A 21,697-nucleotide genomic window follows, 5' to 3' on the forward strand; every position below is an offset into this window, starting at 1 on the left:
CATTATAAAGAAAATGAATTATTCGGCATCAGGATAGGCGACAAATACATTCAATTCTGAAGCATTATCTTCCACTTTTACCATTACAAATTCATTGTCCGAATCGTAATACCAAGCATTTGAAGTTGCTGAGTCAAAGTCTGCCAAATCCATTTTAGAGATTTGTTTTCCGTTGATGGATACCGACTCAGGACAAACCAAATTACCTAATAATTTCACTTGGAAATATTTCTCATTTGGAACATAGTTCTTTTCGTATACACGTTTGAAGTTGACTTGCTTACTTCCATTACCGTTCATTGTCATAACTTCTGTTACACGATATTCTCCTTGCTCCTCTGCATCCATAGTTGTCTTATCGTCTTGATACAATTGATAAGAGCTTTCAGGGCCTGGATAGATATAGAAAGTCATGATATTGTTATCTTTCTGACCTACATATTGTTCCAATTCTCTGACTGGAAGAATAGCTCCTTCACGGATATAAACAGGAACCAAATCCAAAGGTACATACCACGAATAGACTTGACCTCCTTGTGTAGGTTCTGGTAATTTTCCTCCTTCAATATCAAATACATACCAATTACTACCCGATGGCAAGTACACATCTCTCATCCAGTTTTGGTTGATGACAGGTGCTACCAATAAATCTTTACCAATAAAGAACTGATGATCTGCATAGTCAAAAACGCTAGGATCATTCACTTCATTGACAAACATAGCTCTACAGATTGGCATTCCTGTTTGGGTATTTTCATACATCGAATCGTAGAATAATTGAAGTAAACGATATCTGATATTGATGTATTTACGACAATTTTCTGGTACAGGAGTTCCAAATCGGTATGGCTCTTGGAATGTTTTTGTATATCCATCGTAATGATTTCTATACCAAGGCAAGAATGCTCCAGCAGTTATCCATCGTGTAAACAGCTCGTAGTTGGTTACACCTCCTTCTTCTGAACCAGACCCGTTGGCAAAACCACCGATATCACAACCTGAGATTGGCAAACCAGAAAGTCCAACATTCAAAACTTCAGGAACATTGATGGCAAGAAAGTCCCAACTTGAAGCTGAATCTCCTGTCCAAATTCCTGCATAACGGTGAACTCCAGCAAAACCACCACGAGAAATAATAAAGTTTCTCTTGTTGTAATTGTACAATGGCTGTCCATTATCTCCACCAGTCTTAAACTCTTCACTTAGCTTCAATTTCTTAATTCCTTCAAAAGTGGCTTGAACTAAGTTTAAAGCAAATGAATTGTGGATTTTTGCATTGGGTTGATACTCCTCTGTAACCTTGTCATACATCATCAAGTTGAGAGGTAAAGTCTTATCAGGGTTTCCATTGTCAAAGTTTGGAACAACTGCAGGACAAGTCATATCTTGCCAAATCATATCCAAGCCTTTCTTCAATAGATAATCATATTGCTCTCCCCACCATTCTTGCACTTTAGGGTCTCCCATGTCGCTATAGAAACCATAGGTACCCAATTCATTCGTTCCTTCTGGTTGTGCAGGTGTTGGGTATTTAAACGGATTCAAACCAGTGTCTACTCCATAGCTTTCATTGGCTATAAAGATATTTGGAGTGGGAGCTTCACCTGCTCTTGTATTGAATATGAATGGTTGAACGGGAGCATCTTCCTTATATTCTGATATTGCTGCATTCTGATCATTTAAATTAAGAATACTATCTCTAGTCGGATAAGGCGTATCTGTATTCCCGTTTTCATCCAATGGGTTTGCCGTGATAATTCCTGTGATGTTGGTAGAACATTTGTAGCCCAAATCATGAAGAGTATCAAACATCTCACCTACATTCGGAAATTTATTTTCACTATTGGTAAATGTTCTGTAGTTGTTCTGGAAGTCAACATCAATGTGTAAACCATCAATCGGAATATTTGCAGCTCTGTAGGCTTGTGCAATACTCATCAGAATCCAACGGTCATAATAACCGTAACAACCTTGTTGATAACCGAAAGCATACATTGGTGGCATTGAAGATTTTCCACTCAATTCTGCATATTGGTTCAATACATCTGTGACGGCATTTGTTGTCTCATCGTTCTGCTCATTTCCCACCATGATGTAGTAGTCCAGTTCACCATACAGTGCTCCGAAGTAATATTTACCATCCATGTTTGAATAGTCATTCGAACCTAGGTTGAAGTATGATTGCGAGACATTATCAAAGAAAAGTCCGTAAGCATACTCTATGTTTTCATTTCCTTTTCCTACAGCCAAAGCAAATGGCATTGAGTTGTAGAGTGGTGATGATGGGTTCAGAGGGCCTCCTTCATTGTTTTCTGGTACGACTTTCCCTCCATTGGCATCTATGTCATTGTAGGTGAAATTGTCGTAATTGAAGAAAGTCAGACTGAATTTTTTCTTGTCAAGCTGATCTCCTGCTTTTTCTCCAAAACCATAAAAAGATTCTGAATCAGGACACTTTTTTAAGTTGGCAATTGCTTCATTACTGAATACAATGTTTTTTCCGTAAGTGTCTTCAGTGATGACTTTTCCATCTTTTTGCACAGAAATTCCGTAAGGGTTAAGCCCAATGTAAACTTGAAGAACTCCTGTGTCTATTTTCAGTGTTCCTCCGTCTTGGTCTAGTTCTGACACTTCAAACTTGTCGATATTTCCTAGGTCATGATTGACAACTGTGTAAGAGTTGTTTTTTTCATAATTAGGATAACGATAAGGTTTAAAGCGAACACGTAAGGCTGAAGGAGAAAGGAAGGATACTTTTACTTGGTACTGATTTGTGTTTGTCAAGTAAATGTCATGTCCGACAACTTTGTGATCGATAATCTGACCAATCGTATTCCAACCATCGGCATTGGGTTGGAATTCATTGACTTGAACAAATTGGAAATTTGTATCATTTACAGTAGCAGGTGCTTGTTCAGCTGGCTGAACGCTAACACCTAAGTCATTCAGACCGTTTTGTAATTCTGAACCATTTTGCTCATCAATAAGCATAGCAATAAATAATTTTGGGTTGGGAAAATGAAAAAAGGGTTATTGAGTAATGTCTTCTTTGAAATGAGCTTTCAATTGAAGTAGCCAAGAAAAATCTGCATCTGCTGGTTTAGCAAAAACAGGTACTTTTTGATTAGTCTTTTTATCTACATAAAAATCTTTGGCAATTGATGCTGAGAAGTGACAACCAATACAGCTTTCTGTTCCAAAGATATTTTTGTGAGTATTTTGAAGGTCTGTAGTCAATGGGAAACCTTGAATTTGGAAAAATGCAGGTTCGTTGCTGTTGTATACATTGAAACCAGTGATGGTATTTCCATAGATACTGTCACCGTTTTGGAGATAAGTCTGTTTGATTTTCAAGGTATCTATTCCTTTTGCATTTGGAGTAATTGAACCACCTTGGAAATAAGTTTCCATAATCATATTTGTTAAATATGCAGGTGTTGGTTTTCCGCCAGACTTGTTGGTCACTGCTTCGGGCAAAGTGTAAACGCTTGTATCGCCATAAGTATAAGCTGGAGAACTAGGGTCTGTAGGCCATTGTGTTCCTACCAAATCATAAAACTTAAGTTTAGAATCCGCTTTTGAAAGCATTGCTTGTACTTGAGCATTCAGTTCTTGTGTAGCTTTACTGATCGGAATTACTCGCTGAATTTGGTTTCTTTTTTTACCATCTGTATCTACTTCAGGGTAGGCGTTCACAGGGCAGGTTGGACAATCTGGATTATTGAAAGAAGGACGAAGCGGTTTTCCATTTACTTCAACCAATGGGTTTGTTTCAAGGTTATCCACATGCTCAAAAGTAGCCCAAATCCATTGAGGAGAAGAAGCTGTTTTTAATGAAATGTGCATCCCGATCATTCCTACTTCTGCTGTAGAAAATGTCTTGTCTTCATTAATCACTTGGGCTGTTGAAGTGAAGTAACGATCTTTTGAATCCACTCCTTCTTCCATGATTTTCCATGCAATTTTCACTTCACAAGCACCGGCCTTATCCGTAGTTGCCGAAGGAAAGTTGACAACCTTATCTTTTCCAGCATTGGCCTGATAAAATTTGATTTGTCCATCGTAGTTGTAAAGCTCATTTTTTACGATGTAATCAAACTCAGTTTCGTTCATGCGAACTTCGTAGCGTACGATGTTACCGCTCTGATCCCAGATGGGTGCAGTAAATGCTTGATCGAGTTCATCAGCTACATCATCGTGTTGAAACTCGGCAAATTTACTAGCTCTGAAAAGCACATGCTTATTTTCTCCAGCAAATTCTCTAACACGATTTGGTAACTCGAAATCACCCCAAGGAGTAGGCTTAGATCCGTCTTTCTTGAAAACTTCAAAGCTTTCTTTCCATGAGAACCATCTTGGTTTCCCTGCATCTGAAAGTAAAGGCTTGGGGTTACCTTTAGCATCAACAGGCCAGTTTAGGCGAATGAATTGCTGCCAAGAAAGAATCTCGAATAAACGTTGTACTTCAGCAAATTTCCCTTGTGCATCCAACTTAGCTTGTAAGTCTCTGTCTACATCGAATGGTGCTTTTGGGGAAAGAGGTACAGGGTAGTTTAAGTAAGGTGCTCTTTCTAAAGTAGAAGATGCGACTTCTATTGTCTCATCTGTTTTGGGTGATTTACACTGTTGGAAACATACTGTAATGAGAATCCATGTAATAGTTAGAAAAGTAGTTCTAAGTTTCATTCTAAATAAATGGGTTTAAACTATTTATAAAAAAACTTTCCCGCTATTTAGAAATTGAAAAATAGATTCTAGCGAACTGAGTCTATTTTTATTTGTAGAATCGCATAGATTATTAGAATAAACCAAAACTATTTCACAATCAATTGACTTCAACCTAAATCAGTTAAACGATTTCAAAATAAAATTGGCATATTCAGTTAATAATCAACATGAACCAAGTATTAATTTAGAAAAATAATTATGATAATTTCGGTGAAAAATGACTTAGTTATTTTTCAATTCCATTCTTACATCAATGTATTTATCACTTATTTTCAGCTTAAAAATCCTCGCTAAAATGCTTCTCCAATAAACATATAAATGCCATAACCATCAGGGTTAAAACCGACATCAAGCCTTGTAAAAATATCTCTTTTAGGGAACAATAAAACTCTCAAACCACCTCCTGCAGACCATAAAAGTTTATCAAAATTAAAATCGGGTGATACTGAGCCTACGCCTGCAAAAACGGCTGCTCCAATTCTTTTACTAAACTTAAAAGGCAACCATCTGTGCTCTGTCTGCAAACCAAACATATTCTTATCCCTATACTTTCCAAGGTAATATCCTCTCATCATCATTTCTCCTCCAATCATACTAAGCTGATTAAAAGGAACATCTCCTTGAGAAAACTGCCCTAACAATTGGAACGCGAGTACATTTCGTTCTGTGGTTTTAAAAAATGCTCTGTTGTCAATAAATAAAGTACTTAACCGATGTGTAGAACCCCAAAATGGCTCATAGAAAAGGTAACCAATTTCAGAAAGGAAACCATGCCTTACATTTAGTACATTGTGTCTATTGTCATAAACTAAACCAACACCCAAACCCAAGTTGCTATAGCCGTCTTGCCCCAAAATGTTGTCGAGAGGTTGACCTCCGCCTAACCACTCAAAACTCACATTGCTCAAACGCTCATAATTGAGTTCTAAGCCCAAGTACCAGTTCCCATGAAGCTTTCTCAAAAGTCGTTCTCTGATCAGCATAAAATTAGCATTCGCAATGGCCAATTCATCCCCCCCAATATTGGGCCCTATACCATAATAAGCTAATGGATAACTCTGAAACTTTAGCTTCCCGAGTGCAAACCATTTATTCTTATCAGAATAAAGTGCATGATCAAAGTGAGCACCATACTGACTTTCTAAAGTGAAAAAGGAGAAACCACTAGCTTCACTCAATCGGTTGGTACTATCTTTATTTGCATAATAAACGACTACTGCTGCTGCTCCAATCTCCCAACTTGTTTCAGGAGAGTATGCCAAAGTTGGATATGCAATCCATTTTGGTTTCTCAACAGAAGTAGTATCATTAAACATCTTATTAAAAATCTCCTTTGGCTTAGATTGAGCATAAGAAGTGGAACTAAAGCTTAAAAAAAGTAAGAGCAAAGAGGGTATTAGAGTCGCAGAAAAGATACTTATACTAAACTTGTTGATACTCCGCCTATATAAACTTTTTACCCTTAAACTCTGATTTCTGTAACTATATATACAAAACATTATTACACGCTAATTAGACGCTCAATTTCTGAGCAAACTGGTTTTATAATACTTTCAATTGGTTTCATCCGATAGATGTACTTTTATCTATCTTGATGTTTAGTCTTATGTATTCTCAAATAATTGAAGTTGTAATAATAACCAGAATAGAATAATACTTCTGAATATATTTGACGGAACGTAGAAAAAAGTTTCCCAACAGGTATTTTTAGGGCTTTTACGGTGTTAGTAAAATCGGGATTCTATAAAAAAATCCACATGCAAGCTTTTAAAACATTCTTTCTGCTAATGAGAAACACTATTTGAAAATAGGTTAATTACTAAAACTCCAATCACAATTAAAGATAAGCCCAAAATCGCAGCAAAATCCAACTCTTGTTTGTAATAAAAATAACCTACTAAGGCAATCAATACAGTACCAGCCCCAGACCAAATAGCATAGGCGATACCAACTGACATATTTTTCAATGCCAATGATAAAAAATAAAACGCAAGGCTATAACCTATCACTACAACCAGTGAAGGAGTCAGTTTTGTGAAACCTTCAGATGACTTTAATGCTGAAGTTGCTATCACTTCTGTTAGAATTGCGATACACAGGAAAAACCATTTCATATTTATCTACTCTTTGTCTTATTTCATTTGAAAAAGCTAATCTAAAGAGTTTTCTATTGAACTTTCTATTTTCATTCTTAATAATATTAATTCGCCTAATTGAGACCTATATTTGTGCTGAACAAACAACTATTTCGAATATGTCAGTACTAGTAGAATTCGCAATGTTCCCAACCGATAAAGGGGAAAGTATGAGTGCCCATGTCAGTAAAGTCATTGAGGCAATCAGAGAAAGTGGTGTAAATTACCAACTAACGCCTATGGGTACCATCTTTGAAACTGAGGCTATGCCTGAAGCATTAGCACTTATCCAACAGTGTCACGATGTGCTAGCACCAAATAGCAATCGTATTTACTCTACCGTAAAATTTGATATCCGTAAAGGAAAAAGCGATAGAATGAAAAAGAAAATAGCTTCTATTGAAGGACATATTGGGGAAGTGAATAAATAAGGTATTAGAAATTTCTATCGTCCTCGTTTAGCGTAGCGTAAAGGGGATGACTGAAGTATGAAAGTTATTTATGTTATGTTTTTAAGAATACTTATTTTTTTTAACAAACTGAAAAATAACTCATTTACCACAACTTAAATGTATGTTAATAACATTTAGTTAATTGATAAACTTTCTAAATCATGATTGAATGAAAGATTGATGTGTTTTAAGTTTGAACTATGTTTTACCCACACATCTTCTATTTTTCATTAAACTAGATTTCTATCATGAAGAAACTTTTAGCTACTATTCTTTTACTTTTCATTGTTTTCGGTAACAGCTTTGCTCAATACCATTACTCATCTATCGCCTCATCTCTCTACCCTAGTCACTCAAGTGCTCAAATTGAAGGTTTGGGAGGAATTGGTGTTGTATCTTCAACTTACAATGGTCAACTTGGATTGTACCAAAATGGAGCTCTCTTTAAAAGTAGTGAATCAGCTATTGGCTTCACAGCAAACTATCTACCTGTTTACCCTCGTAATCTTGATAATTCGTATCATACTGATTTTGGTGCTTATTATTCTTGGAACAATAAGCATACTGTGAGTTACTCCTATCACTACATGCACCTATTTGATGATGATAAGTTTGAAAATTTTTGGGTTTATGTACCTGACGAAATACAAAATCTACATAAAATTACATATGCTCGTCAAGCCAATGATAGAATATCATGGAGTTCTAGCTTAAATTATATTGATAGTGAAGAAAAGTATAGGAGGGGGACGACTCAAAATTCTTATACTTATGTTCTTGATTTTGGATTTTCATATCGAAGAAATATAAAATTATCTCCCAAATGGGATATGCCTATAAATTTTGGAGCAACACTGAATAATTTAGGTATAAGCTATTTTCCTAGCACAGAGTATGATAAATACAGGAATTTATCTCCATATATGAGTCTAGGTATTCTGCTAGAACCCACTACTCAACTCTCAGATAAGTTGAAGCTAAATTTTGTATTTGCTGCTCAATTAGACAAAGGTCTTAGTCAAACTGATGATATGGTAGCTTTAAAGTTAGCAACAGAAGTACGTCTAGAACATCAAAATCAAGCTTATGTAGCTTTCCGTTTAGGAGGGGAAAAGCAGTATTCAAGAGCTGGAATGAGCTTGGGATATAAAGGATTCAGCATAGACTATGCTAGAAATATTTCAATTGAAAACAACCCTCCACACCCTGAATATTATGACAAGATTTGGACAACTTCAATCAGTTACAAATCAGACTTAGATAAGATTACTAGGTTGTTTAAGAAGAAATAATTAAACAATAAATGTATTATTACCTCTATTTGTTCTCAATGATATATTCTGAGAGCGAATAGAGGTTTTCTTTTGAGTAAGTGGTTTATATATATTTGTGCTGAACAAACAACTATTTCGAATATGTCAGTACTAGTAGAATTCGCAATATTCCCAACCGATAAAGGGGAAAGTATGAGTGCCCATGTCAGTAAAGTCATTGAGGCAATCAGAGAAAGTGGTGTAAATTACCAACTAACGCCTATGGGTACCATCTTTGAAACTGAGGCTATGCCTGAAGCATTAGCACTTATCCAACAGTGTCACGATGTGCTAGCACCAAATAGCAATCGTATTTACTCTACCGTAAAATTTGATATCCGTAAAGGAAAAAGCGATAGAATGAAAAAGAAGATTGCGTCTATTGAAGGGCATATTGGGGAAGTGAATAAATAAGATATCAGAAATTACTATCGTCCTCGTTTCTCTTATTTTATGATAAAGTCAAGGCAATCATACTTTTTCAATAAGAGAAACAAAGACGAATGAGGATAATTTGTAATTATTTTAAGCCATTATTTTCTATGGCTACTTTTCAAACTTTAAAGATGAAAACATTATTATCAATGCTATTGATATTACAATCATTAGCATGTTTCGGACAACTTCAATATGAGAGGGAATGGAGTAAAGGGCCTCTTACGTGGGATGATTTTCAAGCCGAATCACCTATAGGGGAAACAGCAGAGACCTATCTTTATTATCAGCTCAGCTATGCTAAGGATAAAAAGAAAATAGGAAAACATACTTATGAGTATTTAAGAGTTAAAAGTACGATCAACCCATACCGCAGTTGGGTTACCGAAGAAGGAAAGAAACCACAACTATTAAGGTATAATCAGATTCTTTTTGACCTAGTCGAGCTTTGTAGAAGAAACATTCAATATCAACTCAATGGACTTGAAGATTTTTCCTATGTAAACTTAATCTTTGACGAAGAGTATAAAAAGTGCGAACAAGAGATGAACGGATTTTCAGAAGCCGTTAGCCACGGGGAAGATATTGATGCCTTAGCTGCTTGGAATATCATAATCCAAAAAAGGCTAGCAGAAACGGAGAATACACAAGAACCCAAATATGACTATCGTAATTTAGGATTGTTCTTAGGACTAGGTATAGGTACTACAGTGTATTTTGGGAATATTTCTGAACAGTTTCAGCCATTGGTTAACTTCCTGAGGCTTGATTATACTTTCCGTTTCAAAAACTTGGAATTGAACTTTGGAGGAATGTTAGGACAAGCTAAAGTAAAGAGAACCTTTACTTTTGAGGGCGAACAGTGGTCTGAACATGATACTCCTTACATTACTCAAACTGACATAAGTCTCTCATATGCTGATCTTTTAAAAAAGGATTTTGGCTTATCTCCTTTTATTGGAGTAAGTTTTTTTACATCTGAAGATGGCTCTAAAGAAGAGAGTAATCTTAAGAAGTTTAGACTAACGAATATGATTGTAGGTCTATCATACAAGTTTGCCAATCGTTTTACGGTTACACAAACATCTTCAATTGATGGTTGTGGATCAGAAATACGGATGGGACCTATTTTCCGCCTCTATCTATCAAATGCTAGTGATGGAATTATGAAAGGATACATGTTACATACAAGTATAAGCTATAGTTTTGGAGGGCGATTCTTAAATATGAAATAGCTTTAGAAAGGAATTATAGAGTCGTTAATTTATTTCAGAGAATAGTCCCTGTAATTTCACATTTTCGATAGCAGAAAAATATAAATCTTTGCAATGGTAAAAGTTTTTTATACTACTCTGATTTTTTTCATTTTTATTTCTTGTGATACTCCAGGAAGACTTATTATCAAGAATAACCTCAAAAACCCTATTCATTATAAAAGTGAATTGGTGATAGATCAAGGAAGTGCCAAAACCAAAGTACATTTAGATACAATCTCGACATCAGATGAACGTATCATCCTATTTGGGTTTGGCTTTAAGTGGAATAGTGATTACTGCCAAAGATATTATACGGATCGCTGTAAATACCTAGAATTTTCTACGCTTGAGGATACAGTCAGATTTGATAGCCCTGAAGAAATATTAACTCTATTTGAGCAAAATAAAAGAGGACTGAGGAATAAAACAGTGAAGATAAAGCTCAAGAAGTTATTTGAGGAGTAGTACCTTACTTTATATCAAGAGTAATTCAATGAAGAGAACCTAAAAGGGCTCAATGTTCATTTAGGTTATTGTAGATACAAGGTATACCTTGCCTCTACGTTGCAGGCCTCAGTTTAAGTACAAACTAGAATAAATCAAATACAAAAAAACTGCCCCAAATATATAGATTGAGGCAGTTTACATTTATGGTAAAAGAGAAAAGCTTATTTAATCAAAAGATCGTGCTCTTCTCCTACTTCTTTTGCTTTGTCGTAACCTGCGTCTGCATGACGGAATACGCCCATTGCAGGGTCATTGTGCAATACTCTTGAGATACACTCTTCCGCTCTCTCAGTACCGTCAGCCAAAACGACCATACCTGCATGTTGCGAGTATCCGATACCTACACCACCACCATGGTGGAATGAAATCCAAGTTGCACCACCTGTTGCGTTAGACATCAAGTTCAATAAAGGCCAATCCGATACTGCATCAGATCCATCCAACATTGATTCTGTCTCACGGTTTGGAGAAGCTACAGAACCACAGTCCAAGTGGTCACGACCAATTACGATAGGCGCTTTTACTTTGCCTTCTCTTACGAGGTCATTGAAGATTTTACCTGCTTTTTCTCTTTCTCCCATTCCCAACCAACAGATACGAGATGGCAATCCTTGGAAAGCTACTTGCTCTTGTGCTTTGTCAAGCCAGTTGATCAAGTGCTTGTTTTCTGGGAATGCCTCTTTCAAAGCTTGGTCAGTTACATAGATATCTTCTGGATCACCCGAAAGTGCTGCCCAACGGAAAGGACCTTTTCCTTCACAGAACAATGGACGGATATAAGCTGGCGTAAAGCCTGGGAAGTTGAAAGCATCTTCTTCACCACCTTGACGAGCAAATTCTCTTAGGTTGTTACCGTAATCGAATGTAATCGAACCACGTTTTTGAAGCTCCAACATATAGCCAACGTGTCTTGCCATAGATTTCAAAGAACGCGCTTTGTAATCTACTGCGTCAGACTTACGAAGTGCTTCTGCTTCTTCCAAGCTCAATCCGTTTGGTACATATCCGAATACAGGATCGTGCGCTGAAGTTTGGTCAGTCAAGATTTCTGGAGTGATATTATCCTCGATCAATCTGCCCAATACGTCTCCGATATCACCTACCAAACCTACTGAAAGTGCTTCACCTTTCTCTTTCGCTTCCATTACCCATTGGATAGCTTCTTCGTAAGAGTAAGTCATGCGGTCGATGTATTTTGTATCGATGCGCTTTTGGATACGAGCAGGGTCGATATCAACACCCAAGAATGTAGCTCCCGCCATTGTAGCAGCCAATGGTTGAGCTCCACCCATACCTCCAAGACCACCTGTAACCAATAGTTTGTGACGAAGGTCTCCGTTGAAGTGTTTCTCTCCACAAGCTACGAATGTCTCGTAAGTACCTTGAAGGATACCTTGTGTACCGATGTAAATCCAGCTACCTGCTGTCATTTGTCCGTACATCATCAAACCGTCTTCCTTCAATTTCTCGAAGTGTTCCCAGTTTGCCCATTCTGGTACAAGGTTAGAGTTGGCAATCAATACTCTTGGTGCTTGTGGATGCGTACGAACCACACCGACAGGCTTACCCGATTGTACCAATAATGAATGATTATCGTCAAGCTCCAAAAGTACTTTGATGATCTTCTGAAGCGATTCTACGTTTCTTGCTGCTTGACCTGTTCCGCCATAAACCACCAACTCTTCTGGGTTTTCGGCTACTTCAGCATCAAGGTTATTTAGAAGCATACGAAGTGCTGACTCCGTTTGCCAAGATTTTGCATGTAATTTATTCCCTGTTGGGGCTTTATAATGAGGGTGCTTAGCGTATTTTTCAATAAATTCTGAATAGTTCATCGTGTTTACCGTTTAATTGGATTCCTTCTTTTTCGGCTGTTTTATTTGCGTGGTTTACGAAAGATTGATCGTGGATCATTTCTTCTAGCACATTTAAGTCTGTGGCGAAGATTCTGTCTTTGTCTGCGAAAGCCACTTTTTCTCTCACAAAGTTGTGGCACTCTTCAATCACTTTCGTTGATTTCATTGGTCTTCTGAAATCAACACCTTGTGCAGCATAAAGCAATTCTACGGCTAAGATTTTCTCAACGTTAGAAATCACTTCATTGGCCTTTCTTCCACTGATTGATCCCATACTCACATGGTCTTCTTGACCCAATGAAGTAGGAACACTATCTGCAGAAGCTGGAAAACAAAGTGTTTTGTTTTCTGTAACCAAAGCGGCAGAGGTGTATTGAGGGATCATGAAACCAGAATTGATTCCAGTATCTTCCATCAACAGTTTTGGAAGTCCGTATCGACCTTCAATCATCAAGTAAGAACGACGGTCTGAGATGTTACCTAGTTCGGACGCAGCTAGCGTCGCATAATCCAATACCATTGCCAATGGCTGACCGTGGAAGTTTCCTCCACTGATTGTATTTTCTGCATCCAAGATGATCGGGTTGTCTGTCACTGAGTTCAGCTCTACTTCAACCATCTCTTTGAGATGCAACCAAGCATTTCTTGATGCTCCATGGACAGGAGGCATACAACGAAGTGAGTAAGGATCTTGAACACGGTCACACTCAGCATGTGAGTTCAAGATTTCTGAATCTTTCAACAGATTGTCTAAACGTTCTGCTACATGTTGGTTTCCTTTGAAAGGACGGATTTCGTGAAGAATTGCCTCGAATGGTCTTGCAGAACCCATAGCGGCTTCCAAAGACATGGCTCCAATCAAGTCGGCTGCTTCCAAAAGATTATGGAAACGCTCAACAGCTTTCACTGCATGAGACAAAATGAATTGAGTACCATTAATGAGTGCTAGTCCTTCTTTCGGACCTAATGCGATTGGCTCTTTTCCATACTTTTCTAAAACAGGAGCTGTCTCCATTCTTTCTCCTTTGTAGTATACCTCTCCAAGTCCAATTAATGGAAGGAAAAGGTGAGAAAGCGGAGCTAAATCTCCCGATGCACCTACTGAACCTTTTTCGGGAACAACTGGAACAATTTCTTCTTCCAGCATCCAAAGAATACGCTCCAGAGTTTCAAGAGCAATTCCCGAATAGCCTTGTGAAAGGGCTTGTACCTTCGTGACCATCATGATCTTGACAATCTCTTCCGATACAGGATTTCCCATACCTACACTGTGGCTCTGTAGAATGTTAGTTTGGAGTTCTTTTGTGTCTTCTTCTGAGATAATTGTGGTGCAGAGTGGTCCGAAGCCTGTGTTTACTCCATAAACAACTTTTTTAGCTTCAACGATTTTCTCTACATGTTTACGGCTTGCGATGACTTTCGCTCTAACCTCATCAGTCAGAGTACCTTTAACCTTTCCTCTCGCTAGGTCAAGGGTCATTCCAACGCTCAATTTGTCTTTGCCATAAGCAAATACCGTGTTTGACATTGTCATGATACTATGTGCTTGAATGTTGATCGTTTAATCAAATGTTTGGTAGAAAGGGGGAACAAGCCCCCTTTACCTTTCTATCGTGTGTGTGGTTTCAGGGTTTCAGAGCTGCGTTTATAACTGTCTCAAAATTCGCTCTGAAAGTTCTTCTTCATCGAAAGTCGCTTCGATGTTATCTATGATCGAGATCAATTTCGCATTGAATTCATCTTGCTCAAGAATTTCTGCCATTGCTTTTTGCAGACCATTCCAAATCGGACGAACTTGTGCAAGAAGTTCTTTACCTTTTTCAGTCAATTGAACATTACGTCTACGCTTGTCTTCAGGGTCTTTTTTGATTTCAACCAAAGCTCTACGCTCTAGATTGCTCATCATTTGACTTACAGCTGAATGACTTGTCTTTAAAGTTTCAGACATTTCTCTTAGCGTTAGGCTTTCATGTTCATCTAATAAATAGAAAAATGGAAACCAAGACGCATCGAAATCAATCCCTTTTGCCTGATAGACTTTGGTAACATTGGCTAGAAAACGCTCACTTAACCTTCGTAATCTACTGCCAAAAACCAATACCCCTGCGTTGTTGTAAAAATCCAATGTATTCCTCCTTGTGTTATCAATATTATATAAGTACTTATACAATTTTAGCTAATATCAGTGAAAAAAACAAAAATCATCAGATAGAAAATACGATAAGTATCAAATACAGCGTTGAAACAATACTAACAAAGCTATGTAACATGGTATCAGCAATTACAAATGGAGTAAAAGTCTCAGTTCGTGCTGAATATCAACCTTCTTACTCAGATGATAAGAACCAACATCATGTATTTACTTATCATATTTTCATCGAAAATAATAGCGAATACACGGTTCAACTATTGAAACGCAAATGGGATATCTCTGATAGTAACGGCTTTCAGAAAGTTGTAGCGGGAGAGGGAGTTGTGGGACAGCAACCTACAATAGAGCCGGGTGAAGGGTATCAGTATGTATCTGGATGTAACCTTCGAACTAATATGGGACAAATGAAAGGTTTCTATGTAATGGAAAGAATGCTAGACGGCCATCAATTTGAAGTTGAAATTCCAGCATTTAATCTTATAGCACCTTTCAAATTTAACTAAGTATTGTATTTCACTAAAGCCTAAAAAATTAGGCTGTATTTCTCCCGAAATACAGCCTATTTATTCATTCTGTCAGTTGAAACTTAGTTATTTTCAAGACTGATACGAATCAATTCTTCTATGGCTGGATAGTCAAAATCATCACTGGTTTGATTGACAGGATTATTTTGGTCGTCACCTCCAACATTTGGTGGTTGGTAATTACCAGCTCCCGGAGCTTCATTACGCTCAGAGCCTGCATCCCAAAGGCGTACTCGATCCGTCAAATCTCCAACAAATGGTAAATCACCTGTATAAATTGGGTAACCTCCTTCCCCAAAAGAGATGAATGAGTCGTTGGAACGAACTAACATCGTTGCAAAGCTCAAGAATAAATCTTTTTCGGGAGTAATCGGAATCACATAACGTTGTCCTTCACTTAGTACACCTGCAGTGTTAGTATCTTCTGGAGTATTAAAAATGCCGTAAGCCACTACTCCGTCTTTTCCTTCAAGACTTGCAGCTAAAGCTGTAGGATCTCCTTCTTCAGCCAATAAGACTAAGCCTTCTCCTCTATCAATTGCATTTTCTGTAAAAATTGGTTCGATTTCTCCTGTATGCAATACCCATATTCCTGGTGAAAATGGTGAATAGAAAGGTGAATTTTCTTCTAGATATGTTGCCAACGAATCAGAACTACCTGACTCGGCTAATAATTCTAACCCATTTTCGGCTTGTCCTTCTGCAGAGAAAATTGGTTCCTGTCCTTCTTTATGCACAACCCAAACACCTTGTCCTAATCCTGTTGATAAATTACTGAACTGAGATTGGTTTGTGATACGCAATACAAACCTGTTTTTGATTGAGTCTGAAAGGACTTCAAACTTGATTACTTCTTCAACCTCAGGATAACTAAAACCATCGTTTAGTTTGGTCACATTATTTTCTTCGGTTTCACCTTCTTCAGAACCTCCAGGCTGTCCTTCTCCTTCACCGGGAGCTTCATTGATTTCTGTACCAGCATCCCATAGCGTGATTTTGTCCGTGATGTTTCCGAAAATAGGTTTATCATTTTCATCATAAAGACTGATTCCTCCAGCTTCAAAAGCATAGAAGCCATCATTAGACTTGACAAACTTTGTTGCAAAAGAAAGGTATGAGCCTTTTCCCGCGTAGAATGTGATTTCGGTAGAAGTTCCAGGAATTATCGCATCGAAGTCTCCAGATAAAAAGTATTCTCCTAGTTCTGTTTGATTTTCGATGACGAGTCGATAGTTAGATGTGAAAGAGGAAGTTCCCGCTCCCCCGTCGTCGCCATCACAGCCAACCATTAGGAAAGCTAAAATGGATAGATAGTAGAAAAGTTGTCTCATTTTTGGTTTGTTTAGTTTAGATAGTATCCCTAAAATACCTCAGATTAAAACAAAATGAGTTTCCAAATAGGTAAAAAAGCTACATGTGTAAGGATTGGGTTATAAATGAAAAAACCTCCCGAAGGAGGTTTGTATTATAAAGGTATATTACCATGCTTTTTCTTAGGTAGTTTGTCCACTTTCTGTTCAAGCATTTCAAAAGCCATCATGAGTTTTTGTCGAGTATCTTTCGGTTCTATCACTTCATCGATAAAACCTCTGTAAGCTGCTCGGTATGGGTTGGCAAATGTTTCAGTGTATTCATCAACCTTCTCTTGTAGTTTTTCTTCAGGCTTTTCGGCTTCCGCTATTTCTTTTCTGAAAATAATCTCTGCGGCTCCTTTTGCTCCCATTACGGCAATCTCTGCTGTTGGCCAAGCAAAATTCATATCAGCCCCTATGTGTTTTGAATTCATCACATCATACGCTCCGCCATAGGCTTTTCGTGTAATGACTGTTACTCTAGGGACGGTAGCTTCACAGAAAGCATACAACAACTTTGCACCATTTGAAATAATACCATTCCATTCTTGGTCTGTTCCTGGTAAGAAACCCGGGACATCTTCAAATACTAAAAGGGGAACGTTGAAAGCATCACAGAAACGGACAAATCTAGCGGCTTTGTTACTTGCATTGATATCTAGTACACCTGCAAGTACAGCTGGCTGATTACCAACAATACCGATACTTCTTCCTGCTAATCTTCCAAAACCTACTACAATATTTTCAGCGTAGTCTTTATGAACTTCAAAGAATGAATCCTCATCTAGTACACCGTTCATTACATCACGAATATCATAAGGCTGATTGGCATTTTCAGGAATAATATCATCCAATGCTACTCTAGATTCATCTGCTTGTACTTCATAAGGATAAATTGGCGCATCTTCTTCGCAGTTCTGTGGAATGTAACTCAACAACTTTTTAATATTCTCGATACATTCTACTTCATTCGCACAAGAGAAATGCGTTACGCCACTTTTTGTACTATGTGTTGAAGCTCCGCCAAGCTCTTCTGCACTTACCGTTTCTTGAGTTACTGTTTTTACGACATTTGGCCCTGTCACAAACATGTAAGAAGTGTCTTCTACCATCATGATGAAATCGGTAATGGCTGGAGAATACACAGCTCCACCCGCACAAGGTCCCATTATGGCAGAAAGCTGAGGAACAACTCCCGATGCAATTGTATTTCGATAGAAAACATCGGCATAACCTCCCAAAGATTTCACTCCTTCTTGAATTCTGGCACCACCCGAATCGTTTAACCCGATTACAGGAGCGCCATTCTTCATGGCTAAATCCATGATTTTACAGATTTTCTCCGCATGAGATTCCGACAGCGAGCCTCCAAATACGGTAAAATCTTGTGAGAAAACATAAGTCATTCGCCCATTGATTTTCCCATAACCAGTCACTACACCGTCTCCTAGGTAGTGCTCGTCTTCTAAACCAAAAGCAGTCTCTCTGTGACGAACAAATTTTCCAATTTCTTGAAATGTTCCTTTATCGAAAAGTAGATTGATTCTTTCTCTTGCCGTTAGTTTTCCTTTCTTGTGTTGCGCAGCAATTCGTTTTTCACCACCTCCCAATTCAGCTTCTTTATTCATTTCAGCCAAACGTGCTAGTGCCTTCTCTTTCTTTGAAAGATTATGTTTATCGTTGTGGTCTTGCATCTTAAATTCTGTATGCATGTTTAAATGTGTGTGTTGTTAATATGTTAGCTCAAATAGGTTATTGGTTGTTTCCTATTTGCGTGTTTTTGGTTATAGTCTGAATTTAAGGAAATTCTAAAGAGAAATGGTATTAATTAGTGATATTTTAGTTTTAAGTCCACAGAGTTACAATCAGAAATAAAGGAAATTCAGACGGTCATCAACTCATTCCAATCTGTTGTGTAGCAAGGTGAAAGCTTGGCTTGCTTCATTTTGAAAGCAGGTTTTATACCTTGTGCCGCTAAATACAGACTTCCTTTTCCATACTTCTGGTTTACAACATCCATAGCATCCATCAGCTTTCGTTGTTGATGAACTTGCTCTTCAGGAAATTCTTGATGTAAAGACAATTGTCGTTGTCCCTCGGGTACAATACCTTCTACATAAACTCCTGCCTTTCGGTAATTATGCTTTTCATAAAAAATACGATCAAGTAAACTTATGACCATTTTAGTAGCTACAACAGTATCATTGGTTGGAATGTCCAAACTTCCACTTACAGAACCATAATACGGATTTTGTTCTCTAAATGAATCTGTCTGCAGAAATACAGTAAAGTGACTCGCACAGCTTTTTTGCTTGCGGAGTTTATAACAGACATTAGCCGTAAAAGCAGTCAAGGCCTCTTTTACACCTTCGTAATTATTGATTTTTTTACTGAAAGTACGTGTCGTACAAATTCCTTTTTTAGGTGAAGACTCATGTTCCATTCGGATACAAGAAATTCCATAAAGCTCTTGATATGTTCGTAGACCATTTACTTTAAACTCCTTCCGAACCCAATCCATTGGCAATTTCATAAAAGAACCAACAGTCCTAACACCTGCTGTTTCTAACTTTTGTGCAGTTTTCCCTCCTATCCCCCATATCTCCTGGACGGGCATCGAGGCATATTCATCTTGCAATTCAGGGTTTAATAAACAGACACCATCTTTACGCTCATCTTTTTTGGCTATATGGTTTGCTAATTTTGCAAGTGTTTTAGAAGAAGCTAAACCAATCGATACGGGGATACCAACTTCTCTTAACACTGTTTCTTTTATCTCTTGTGCATAAGCTTCTACATCTTCAATTCCTGTGAGATCAAGAAATGCTTCATCTATCGAATAGACTTCCATTTCTGGACTAAAACGAGAAAGTACACGCATTACTCGTTTAGATAAACTAGCGTAGAGCTTATAATTAGATGAGAATACAGTAACCTTATTTTGTTGGATGATATGCCTAATTTTAAAAAATGGAATCCCCATTCCTATGTTCAACTCTTTTGCCTGTTTGTTCCGTGCAATGACACAACCATCATTGTTTGACAAGACAACTACGGGCTTATCTTCAAGATCTGGACGAAATACTTGCTCACACGAAGCATAGAAGCTATTGCAGTCGACAATAGCGAAACAACGTTTGGGTAACTGATTTTTCCATTTATCTAGAAGGCTCATTGTAGACATCTTTCTTTGGGTTTTTCATTAAAATCCTGTAATAGAAATTTTCACCTAACTCTATAACAGTAATTTCTTTCTCAATTTTCACTGTTTTAAGGGAGCTTTTTTCGAATATCCCCTTTTAACTTAGCACTTCGACAATATTTTTATCTATTCACTTTTCACTTGCCTTTAAGCGACAAACAAATTTAGCTTACTGCACAAAAACTTCTATAAACTATGAAGAAATGCATCATACTTTTAAATGTAGTACTTTTCTCATTTTTTTTAACTAATTGTACGGAAGAAGAAGGTACACCCATCAAATCTAGACCTCCTCAGACTGAGACTCCAAAAAACGATCAGAATAATAATGGAGGTAGTGACAATGACGACAACAATGATAATACCCCACCTCAAACTACTGGAGATGGTAAAAATCAGCTTGGAATTTGGTTATGGTATATTGAAGGAACAGGGTATAACCATGCTCAGTTAGCTCAGAAAATTGCAGACATTGGTATACGTAGAGTCTATATAAAAGTAGGAGATGGAGGCATTAACGCAAATAATTGGCCTGAAGTTGTAGATACCTCTTTGGTTCAAACGTACAAAGATGCTGGTCTTGAAGTTTGGGCTTGGGCGTATAATTACCCGGGGAATGACAGTAAACAAGCTGAAGTCTTATACACTGCTGCTCAGACAGGCTATGAAGGTTTTGTCACAGATATTGAAATTGAGTTTGATGAAAAAAGCACAGAACTACATAACATCTTTACCGCTTTCCGTTCGGCTCTTAATGATGCAAAAGAAGATGGCTATGCTACAGATGACTTCAAACTATACTGTACAACTTGGGGAAACCCGAAAGATCATAAAATGCGTGTGGATATTATTGACCAGTATGTAGATGGACATATGCCACAAACTTACCTCGAAGTTTGGGGAGATACTTATATGTCAAATGCGACCTATTGGGTAAATGTAGGAACAGAAGAGTATCAAGAACTTGGTTGTGAAAAACCTGTACATCATATTATCAGTGCTGAATATGATCAAATTTCTGTAGACCAAATCAATGAAGTGATTAGTGCTTCTGGAGCACAAACATCTTTATGGCGTATACCTGGAGAAGGGACTCCATTAAGCATTTGGAATACAATTGAGAAAGTAAACTGGTCAGTTGATTTCGAATAATTCCGACCTAAAATATTTCCCTAAAAAAGGGACTTCATTGCAATTTATCTTAAAAAGCTTCGGCGTAAACTCGAATATCATTTTCAAGTTTACGCCGAATTATTTTTTATGCTTAAGCTTAAAGAAAAAACACAGAAGACTTAATTGTTAGGGCTATTGTCTTCAGGATAAAACTTTACTGTTCTTAGAGTTGCTCTAAGAACTCATAAATACTGCGTCCACCTCCTACCTTCTTACCTAAATCCTTAGATCACTTCGTGAACTCTAAGGATAGTCGTACCTATTTTCTTATGTCATAGTACTAAGTAGTTGGACAAAAGAAAACGGTTTTATTTTCCATTCATACACAGTGGAGATTGTATTGCTTATTCTAATTGTAGTGTTCATTTCTTTTCTTGATAAAAGAAACGAACCAAAGAAAATCAAGCCACATAAAAAACGGACACCCCACCAGCCACGCTTCTCCGCTTTTGTGGCGAACAACCCGCAAACACGCATAGGAGGGCTGTTTGTCCCATCACGCGGAGCTTGCGCTGATTTGTGGGGAGAACGATTGAATGGGACTTGATTTTTTGCTTCGTTTTTCATCAAGGAAAAATGAAGACTACTATTAAATCAATGAAAAATAATTCC

At 37.6% G+C, this 21,697-nt stretch carries 18 protein-coding genes; 7 read left to right on the forward strand and 11 right to left on the reverse strand.

Annotated elements, in window-relative coordinates; genetic code table 11:
• Positions 1–18 precede the first annotated feature (18 nt).
• From BC781_RS11245 to BC781_RS11260, 4 genes are all read right to left on the reverse strand, one after another.
• Positions 19–2,991 (reverse strand): glycoside hydrolase family 31 protein, encoded by a 2,973-nt coding sequence (locus BC781_RS11245; RefSeq protein WP_109617614.1) that lies wholly within the window; start codon positions 2,989–2,991, stop codon positions 19–21.
• Positions 2,992–3,030: 39 nt separating this feature from the next.
• Entirely contained in the window at positions 3,031–4,686 is a 1,656-nt protein-coding gene (locus BC781_RS11250) for a hypothetical protein (protein ID WP_109617616.1), read from the reverse strand.
• A gap of 332 nt (positions 4,687–5,018) precedes the next feature.
• Positions 5,019–6,044: a BamA/TamA family outer membrane protein gene (locus BC781_RS11255; protein ID WP_245935611.1), complete on the reverse strand. Its 1,026-nt coding sequence runs from the start codon at positions 6,042–6,044 to the stop codon at positions 5,019–5,021.
• Positions 6,045–6,512: 468 nt separating this feature from the next.
• Positions 6,513–6,842, reverse strand: a complete 330-nt coding sequence (locus BC781_RS11260; RefSeq protein ID WP_109617621.1) for a DMT family transporter — start codon at positions 6,840–6,842, stop codon at positions 6,513–6,515.
• Between the two features lie 140 nt (positions 6,843–6,982).
• On the opposite strand from BC781_RS11260, the gene BC781_RS11265 reads away from it, so the two are divergent.
• The 5 genes from BC781_RS11265 to BC781_RS11285 all read left to right on the forward strand — a co-directional run bounded on the left by BC781_RS11265 (position 6,983) and on the right by BC781_RS11285 (position 10,784).
• The gene (locus BC781_RS11265; protein WP_109617623.1) at positions 6,983–7,294 is read left to right on the forward strand and encodes an MTH1187 family thiamine-binding protein; all 312 of its coding nucleotides are present in this window, start codon (positions 6,983–6,985) and stop codon (positions 7,292–7,294) included.
• 269 nt (positions 7,295–7,563) lie between these two features.
• On the forward strand, positions 7,564–8,607 hold the full coding sequence (locus BC781_RS11270; RefSeq protein WP_109617625.1) for a PorV/PorQ family protein: 1,044 nt from the start codon (positions 7,564–7,566) through the stop codon (positions 8,605–8,607).
• A 123-nt stretch (positions 8,608–8,730) separates the two neighbouring features.
• A complete protein-coding gene (locus BC781_RS11275) occupies positions 8,731–9,042 on the forward strand; it encodes an MTH1187 family thiamine-binding protein (RefSeq protein WP_109617627.1) in 312 nt (103 codons plus the stop codon).
• A gap of 152 nt (positions 9,043–9,194) precedes the next feature.
• Positions 9,195–10,298, forward strand: a complete 1,104-nt coding sequence (locus BC781_RS11280; RefSeq protein ID WP_146201674.1) for a hypothetical protein — start codon at positions 9,195–9,197, stop codon at positions 10,296–10,298.
• 93 nt (positions 10,299–10,391) lie between these two features.
• On the forward strand, positions 10,392–10,784 hold the full coding sequence (locus BC781_RS11285) for a hypothetical protein (RefSeq protein WP_109617631.1): 393 nt from the start codon (positions 10,392–10,394) through the stop codon (positions 10,782–10,784).
• A gap of 203 nt (positions 10,785–10,987) precedes the next feature.
• Here the strand turns inward: BC781_RS11285 and hutU are convergent, their stop codons facing one another.
• The 3 genes from hutU to BC781_RS11300 form a co-directional block, all read right to left on the reverse strand.
• Positions 10,988–12,661 carry a urocanate hydratase gene (gene hutU / locus BC781_RS11290; RefSeq protein WP_109617633.1) on the reverse strand — a complete coding sequence of 558 codons (1,674 nt, stop codon included), beginning with the start codon at positions 12,659–12,661 and terminating at the stop codon, positions 10,988–10,990.
• Positions 12,639–14,216 carry a histidine ammonia-lyase gene (gene hutH, locus BC781_RS11295; RefSeq protein WP_109617635.1) on the reverse strand — a complete coding sequence of 526 codons (1,578 nt, stop codon included), beginning with the start codon at positions 14,214–14,216 and terminating at the stop codon, positions 12,639–12,641. Before hutH ends, hutU begins: the two co-directional genes overlap by 23 nt.
• A 111-nt stretch (positions 14,217–14,327) precedes the next feature.
• The gene (locus BC781_RS11300) at positions 14,328–14,852 is read right to left on the reverse strand and encodes a MarR family winged helix-turn-helix transcriptional regulator (RefSeq protein ID WP_109617638.1); all 525 of its coding nucleotides are present in this window, start codon (positions 14,850–14,852) and stop codon (positions 14,328–14,330) included.
• 98 nt (positions 14,853–14,950) lie between these two features.
• Between BC781_RS11300 and apaG the strand changes: the two genes are divergently transcribed.
• Positions 14,951–15,337 (forward strand): Co2+/Mg2+ efflux protein ApaG, encoded by a 387-nt coding sequence (gene apaG / locus BC781_RS11305; RefSeq protein ID WP_109617640.1) that lies wholly within the window; start codon positions 14,951–14,953, stop codon positions 15,335–15,337.
• An 83-nt stretch (positions 15,338–15,420) separates the two neighbouring features.
• On the opposite strand, the gene BC781_RS11310 is transcribed toward apaG, so the two are convergent.
• From BC781_RS11310 to BC781_RS11320, 3 genes are all read right to left on the reverse strand, one after another.
• A complete protein-coding gene (locus BC781_RS11310; RefSeq protein WP_109617642.1) occupies positions 15,421–16,689 on the reverse strand; it encodes a spondin domain-containing protein in 1,269 nt (422 codons plus the stop codon).
• A gap of 134 nt (positions 16,690–16,823) precedes the next feature.
• Positions 16,824–18,338 (reverse strand): acyl-CoA carboxylase subunit beta, encoded by a 1,515-nt coding sequence (locus BC781_RS11315; protein WP_394342331.1) that lies wholly within the window; start codon positions 18,336–18,338, stop codon positions 16,824–16,826.
• A 254-nt stretch (positions 18,339–18,592) separates the two neighbouring features.
• A complete protein-coding gene (locus BC781_RS11320; protein ID WP_109617644.1) occupies positions 18,593–19,894 on the reverse strand; it encodes a Y-family DNA polymerase in 1,302 nt (433 codons plus the stop codon).
• A 213-nt stretch (positions 19,895–20,107) separates the two neighbouring features.
• On the opposite strand from BC781_RS11320, the gene BC781_RS11325 reads away from it, so the two are divergent.
• Positions 20,108–21,064 carry a hypothetical protein gene (locus BC781_RS11325; protein WP_109617646.1) on the forward strand — a complete coding sequence of 319 codons (957 nt, stop codon included), beginning with the start codon at positions 20,108–20,110 and terminating at the stop codon, positions 21,062–21,064.
• A gap of 288 nt (positions 21,065–21,352) precedes the next feature.
• On the opposite strand, the gene BC781_RS11330 is transcribed toward BC781_RS11325, so the two are convergent.
• A complete protein-coding gene (locus BC781_RS11330) occupies positions 21,353–21,652 on the reverse strand; it encodes a hypothetical protein (protein ID WP_109617648.1) in 300 nt (99 codons plus the stop codon).
• Between the last annotated feature and the right edge of the window lie 45 nt (positions 21,653–21,697).

The sequence above is a fragment of the Sediminitomix flava genome (assembly GCF_003149185.1).
GTDB classification, from domain to species: domain Bacteria; phylum Bacteroidota; class Bacteroidia; order Cytophagales; family Flammeovirgaceae; genus Sediminitomix; species Sediminitomix flava.

Excerpts from the sequence above, each read along its gene's own strand:
- hutU (WP_109617633.1), bottom strand. The coding sequence starts at position 12,661 with ATGAACTATTCAGAATTTATTGAAAAATACGCTAAGCACCCTCATTAT.
- BC781_RS11285 (WP_109617631.1), top strand. The coding sequence starts at position 10,392 with ATGGTAAAAGTTTTTTATACTACTCTGATTTTTTTCATTTTTATTTCT.
- BC781_RS11310 (WP_109617642.1), bottom strand. The coding sequence starts at position 16,689 with ATGAGACAACTTTTCTACTATCTATCCATTTTAGCTTTCCTAATGGTT.
- BC781_RS11255 (WP_245935611.1), bottom strand. The coding sequence starts at position 6,044 with ATGTTTAATGATACTACTTCTGTTGAGAAACCAAAATGGATTGCATAT.
- BC781_RS11320 (WP_109617644.1), bottom strand. The coding sequence starts at position 19,894 with ATGTCTACAATGAGCCTTCTAGATAAATGGAAAAATCAGTTACCCAAA.
- BC781_RS11270 (WP_109617625.1), top strand. The coding sequence starts at position 7,564 with ATGAAGAAACTTTTAGCTACTATTCTTTTACTTTTCATTGTTTTCGGT.
- BC781_RS11280 (WP_146201674.1), top strand. The coding sequence starts at position 9,195 with ATGAAAACATTATTATCAATGCTATTGATATTACAATCATTAGCATGT.
- BC781_RS11315 (WP_394342331.1), bottom strand. The coding sequence starts at position 18,338 with ATGAATAAAGAAGCTGAATTGGGAGGTGGTGAAAAACGAATTGCTGCG.
- BC781_RS11265 (WP_109617623.1), top strand. The coding sequence starts at position 6,983 with ATGTCAGTACTAGTAGAATTCGCAATGTTCCCAACCGATAAAGGGGAA.
- BC781_RS11330 (WP_109617648.1), bottom strand. The coding sequence starts at position 21,652 with ATGAAAAACGAAGCAAAAAATCAAGTCCCATTCAATCGTTCTCCCCAC.
- BC781_RS11325 (WP_109617646.1), top strand. The coding sequence starts at position 20,108 with ATGAAGAAATGCATCATACTTTTAAATGTAGTACTTTTCTCATTTTTT.
- BC781_RS11275 (WP_109617627.1), top strand. The coding sequence starts at position 8,731 with ATGTCAGTACTAGTAGAATTCGCAATATTCCCAACCGATAAAGGGGAA.
- apaG (WP_109617640.1), top strand. The coding sequence starts at position 14,951 with ATGGTATCAGCAATTACAAATGGAGTAAAAGTCTCAGTTCGTGCTGAA.
- BC781_RS11260 (WP_109617621.1), bottom strand. The coding sequence starts at position 6,842 with ATGAAATGGTTTTTCCTGTGTATCGCAATTCTAACAGAAGTGATAGCA.
- hutH (WP_109617635.1), bottom strand. The coding sequence starts at position 14,216 with ATGACAATGTCAAACACGGTATTTGCTTATGGCAAAGACAAATTGAGC.
- BC781_RS11245 (WP_109617614.1), bottom strand. The coding sequence starts at position 2,991 with ATGCTTATTGATGAGCAAAATGGTTCAGAATTACAAAACGGTCTGAAT.
- BC781_RS11250 (WP_109617616.1), bottom strand. The coding sequence starts at position 4,686 with ATGAAACTTAGAACTACTTTTCTAACTATTACATGGATTCTCATTACA.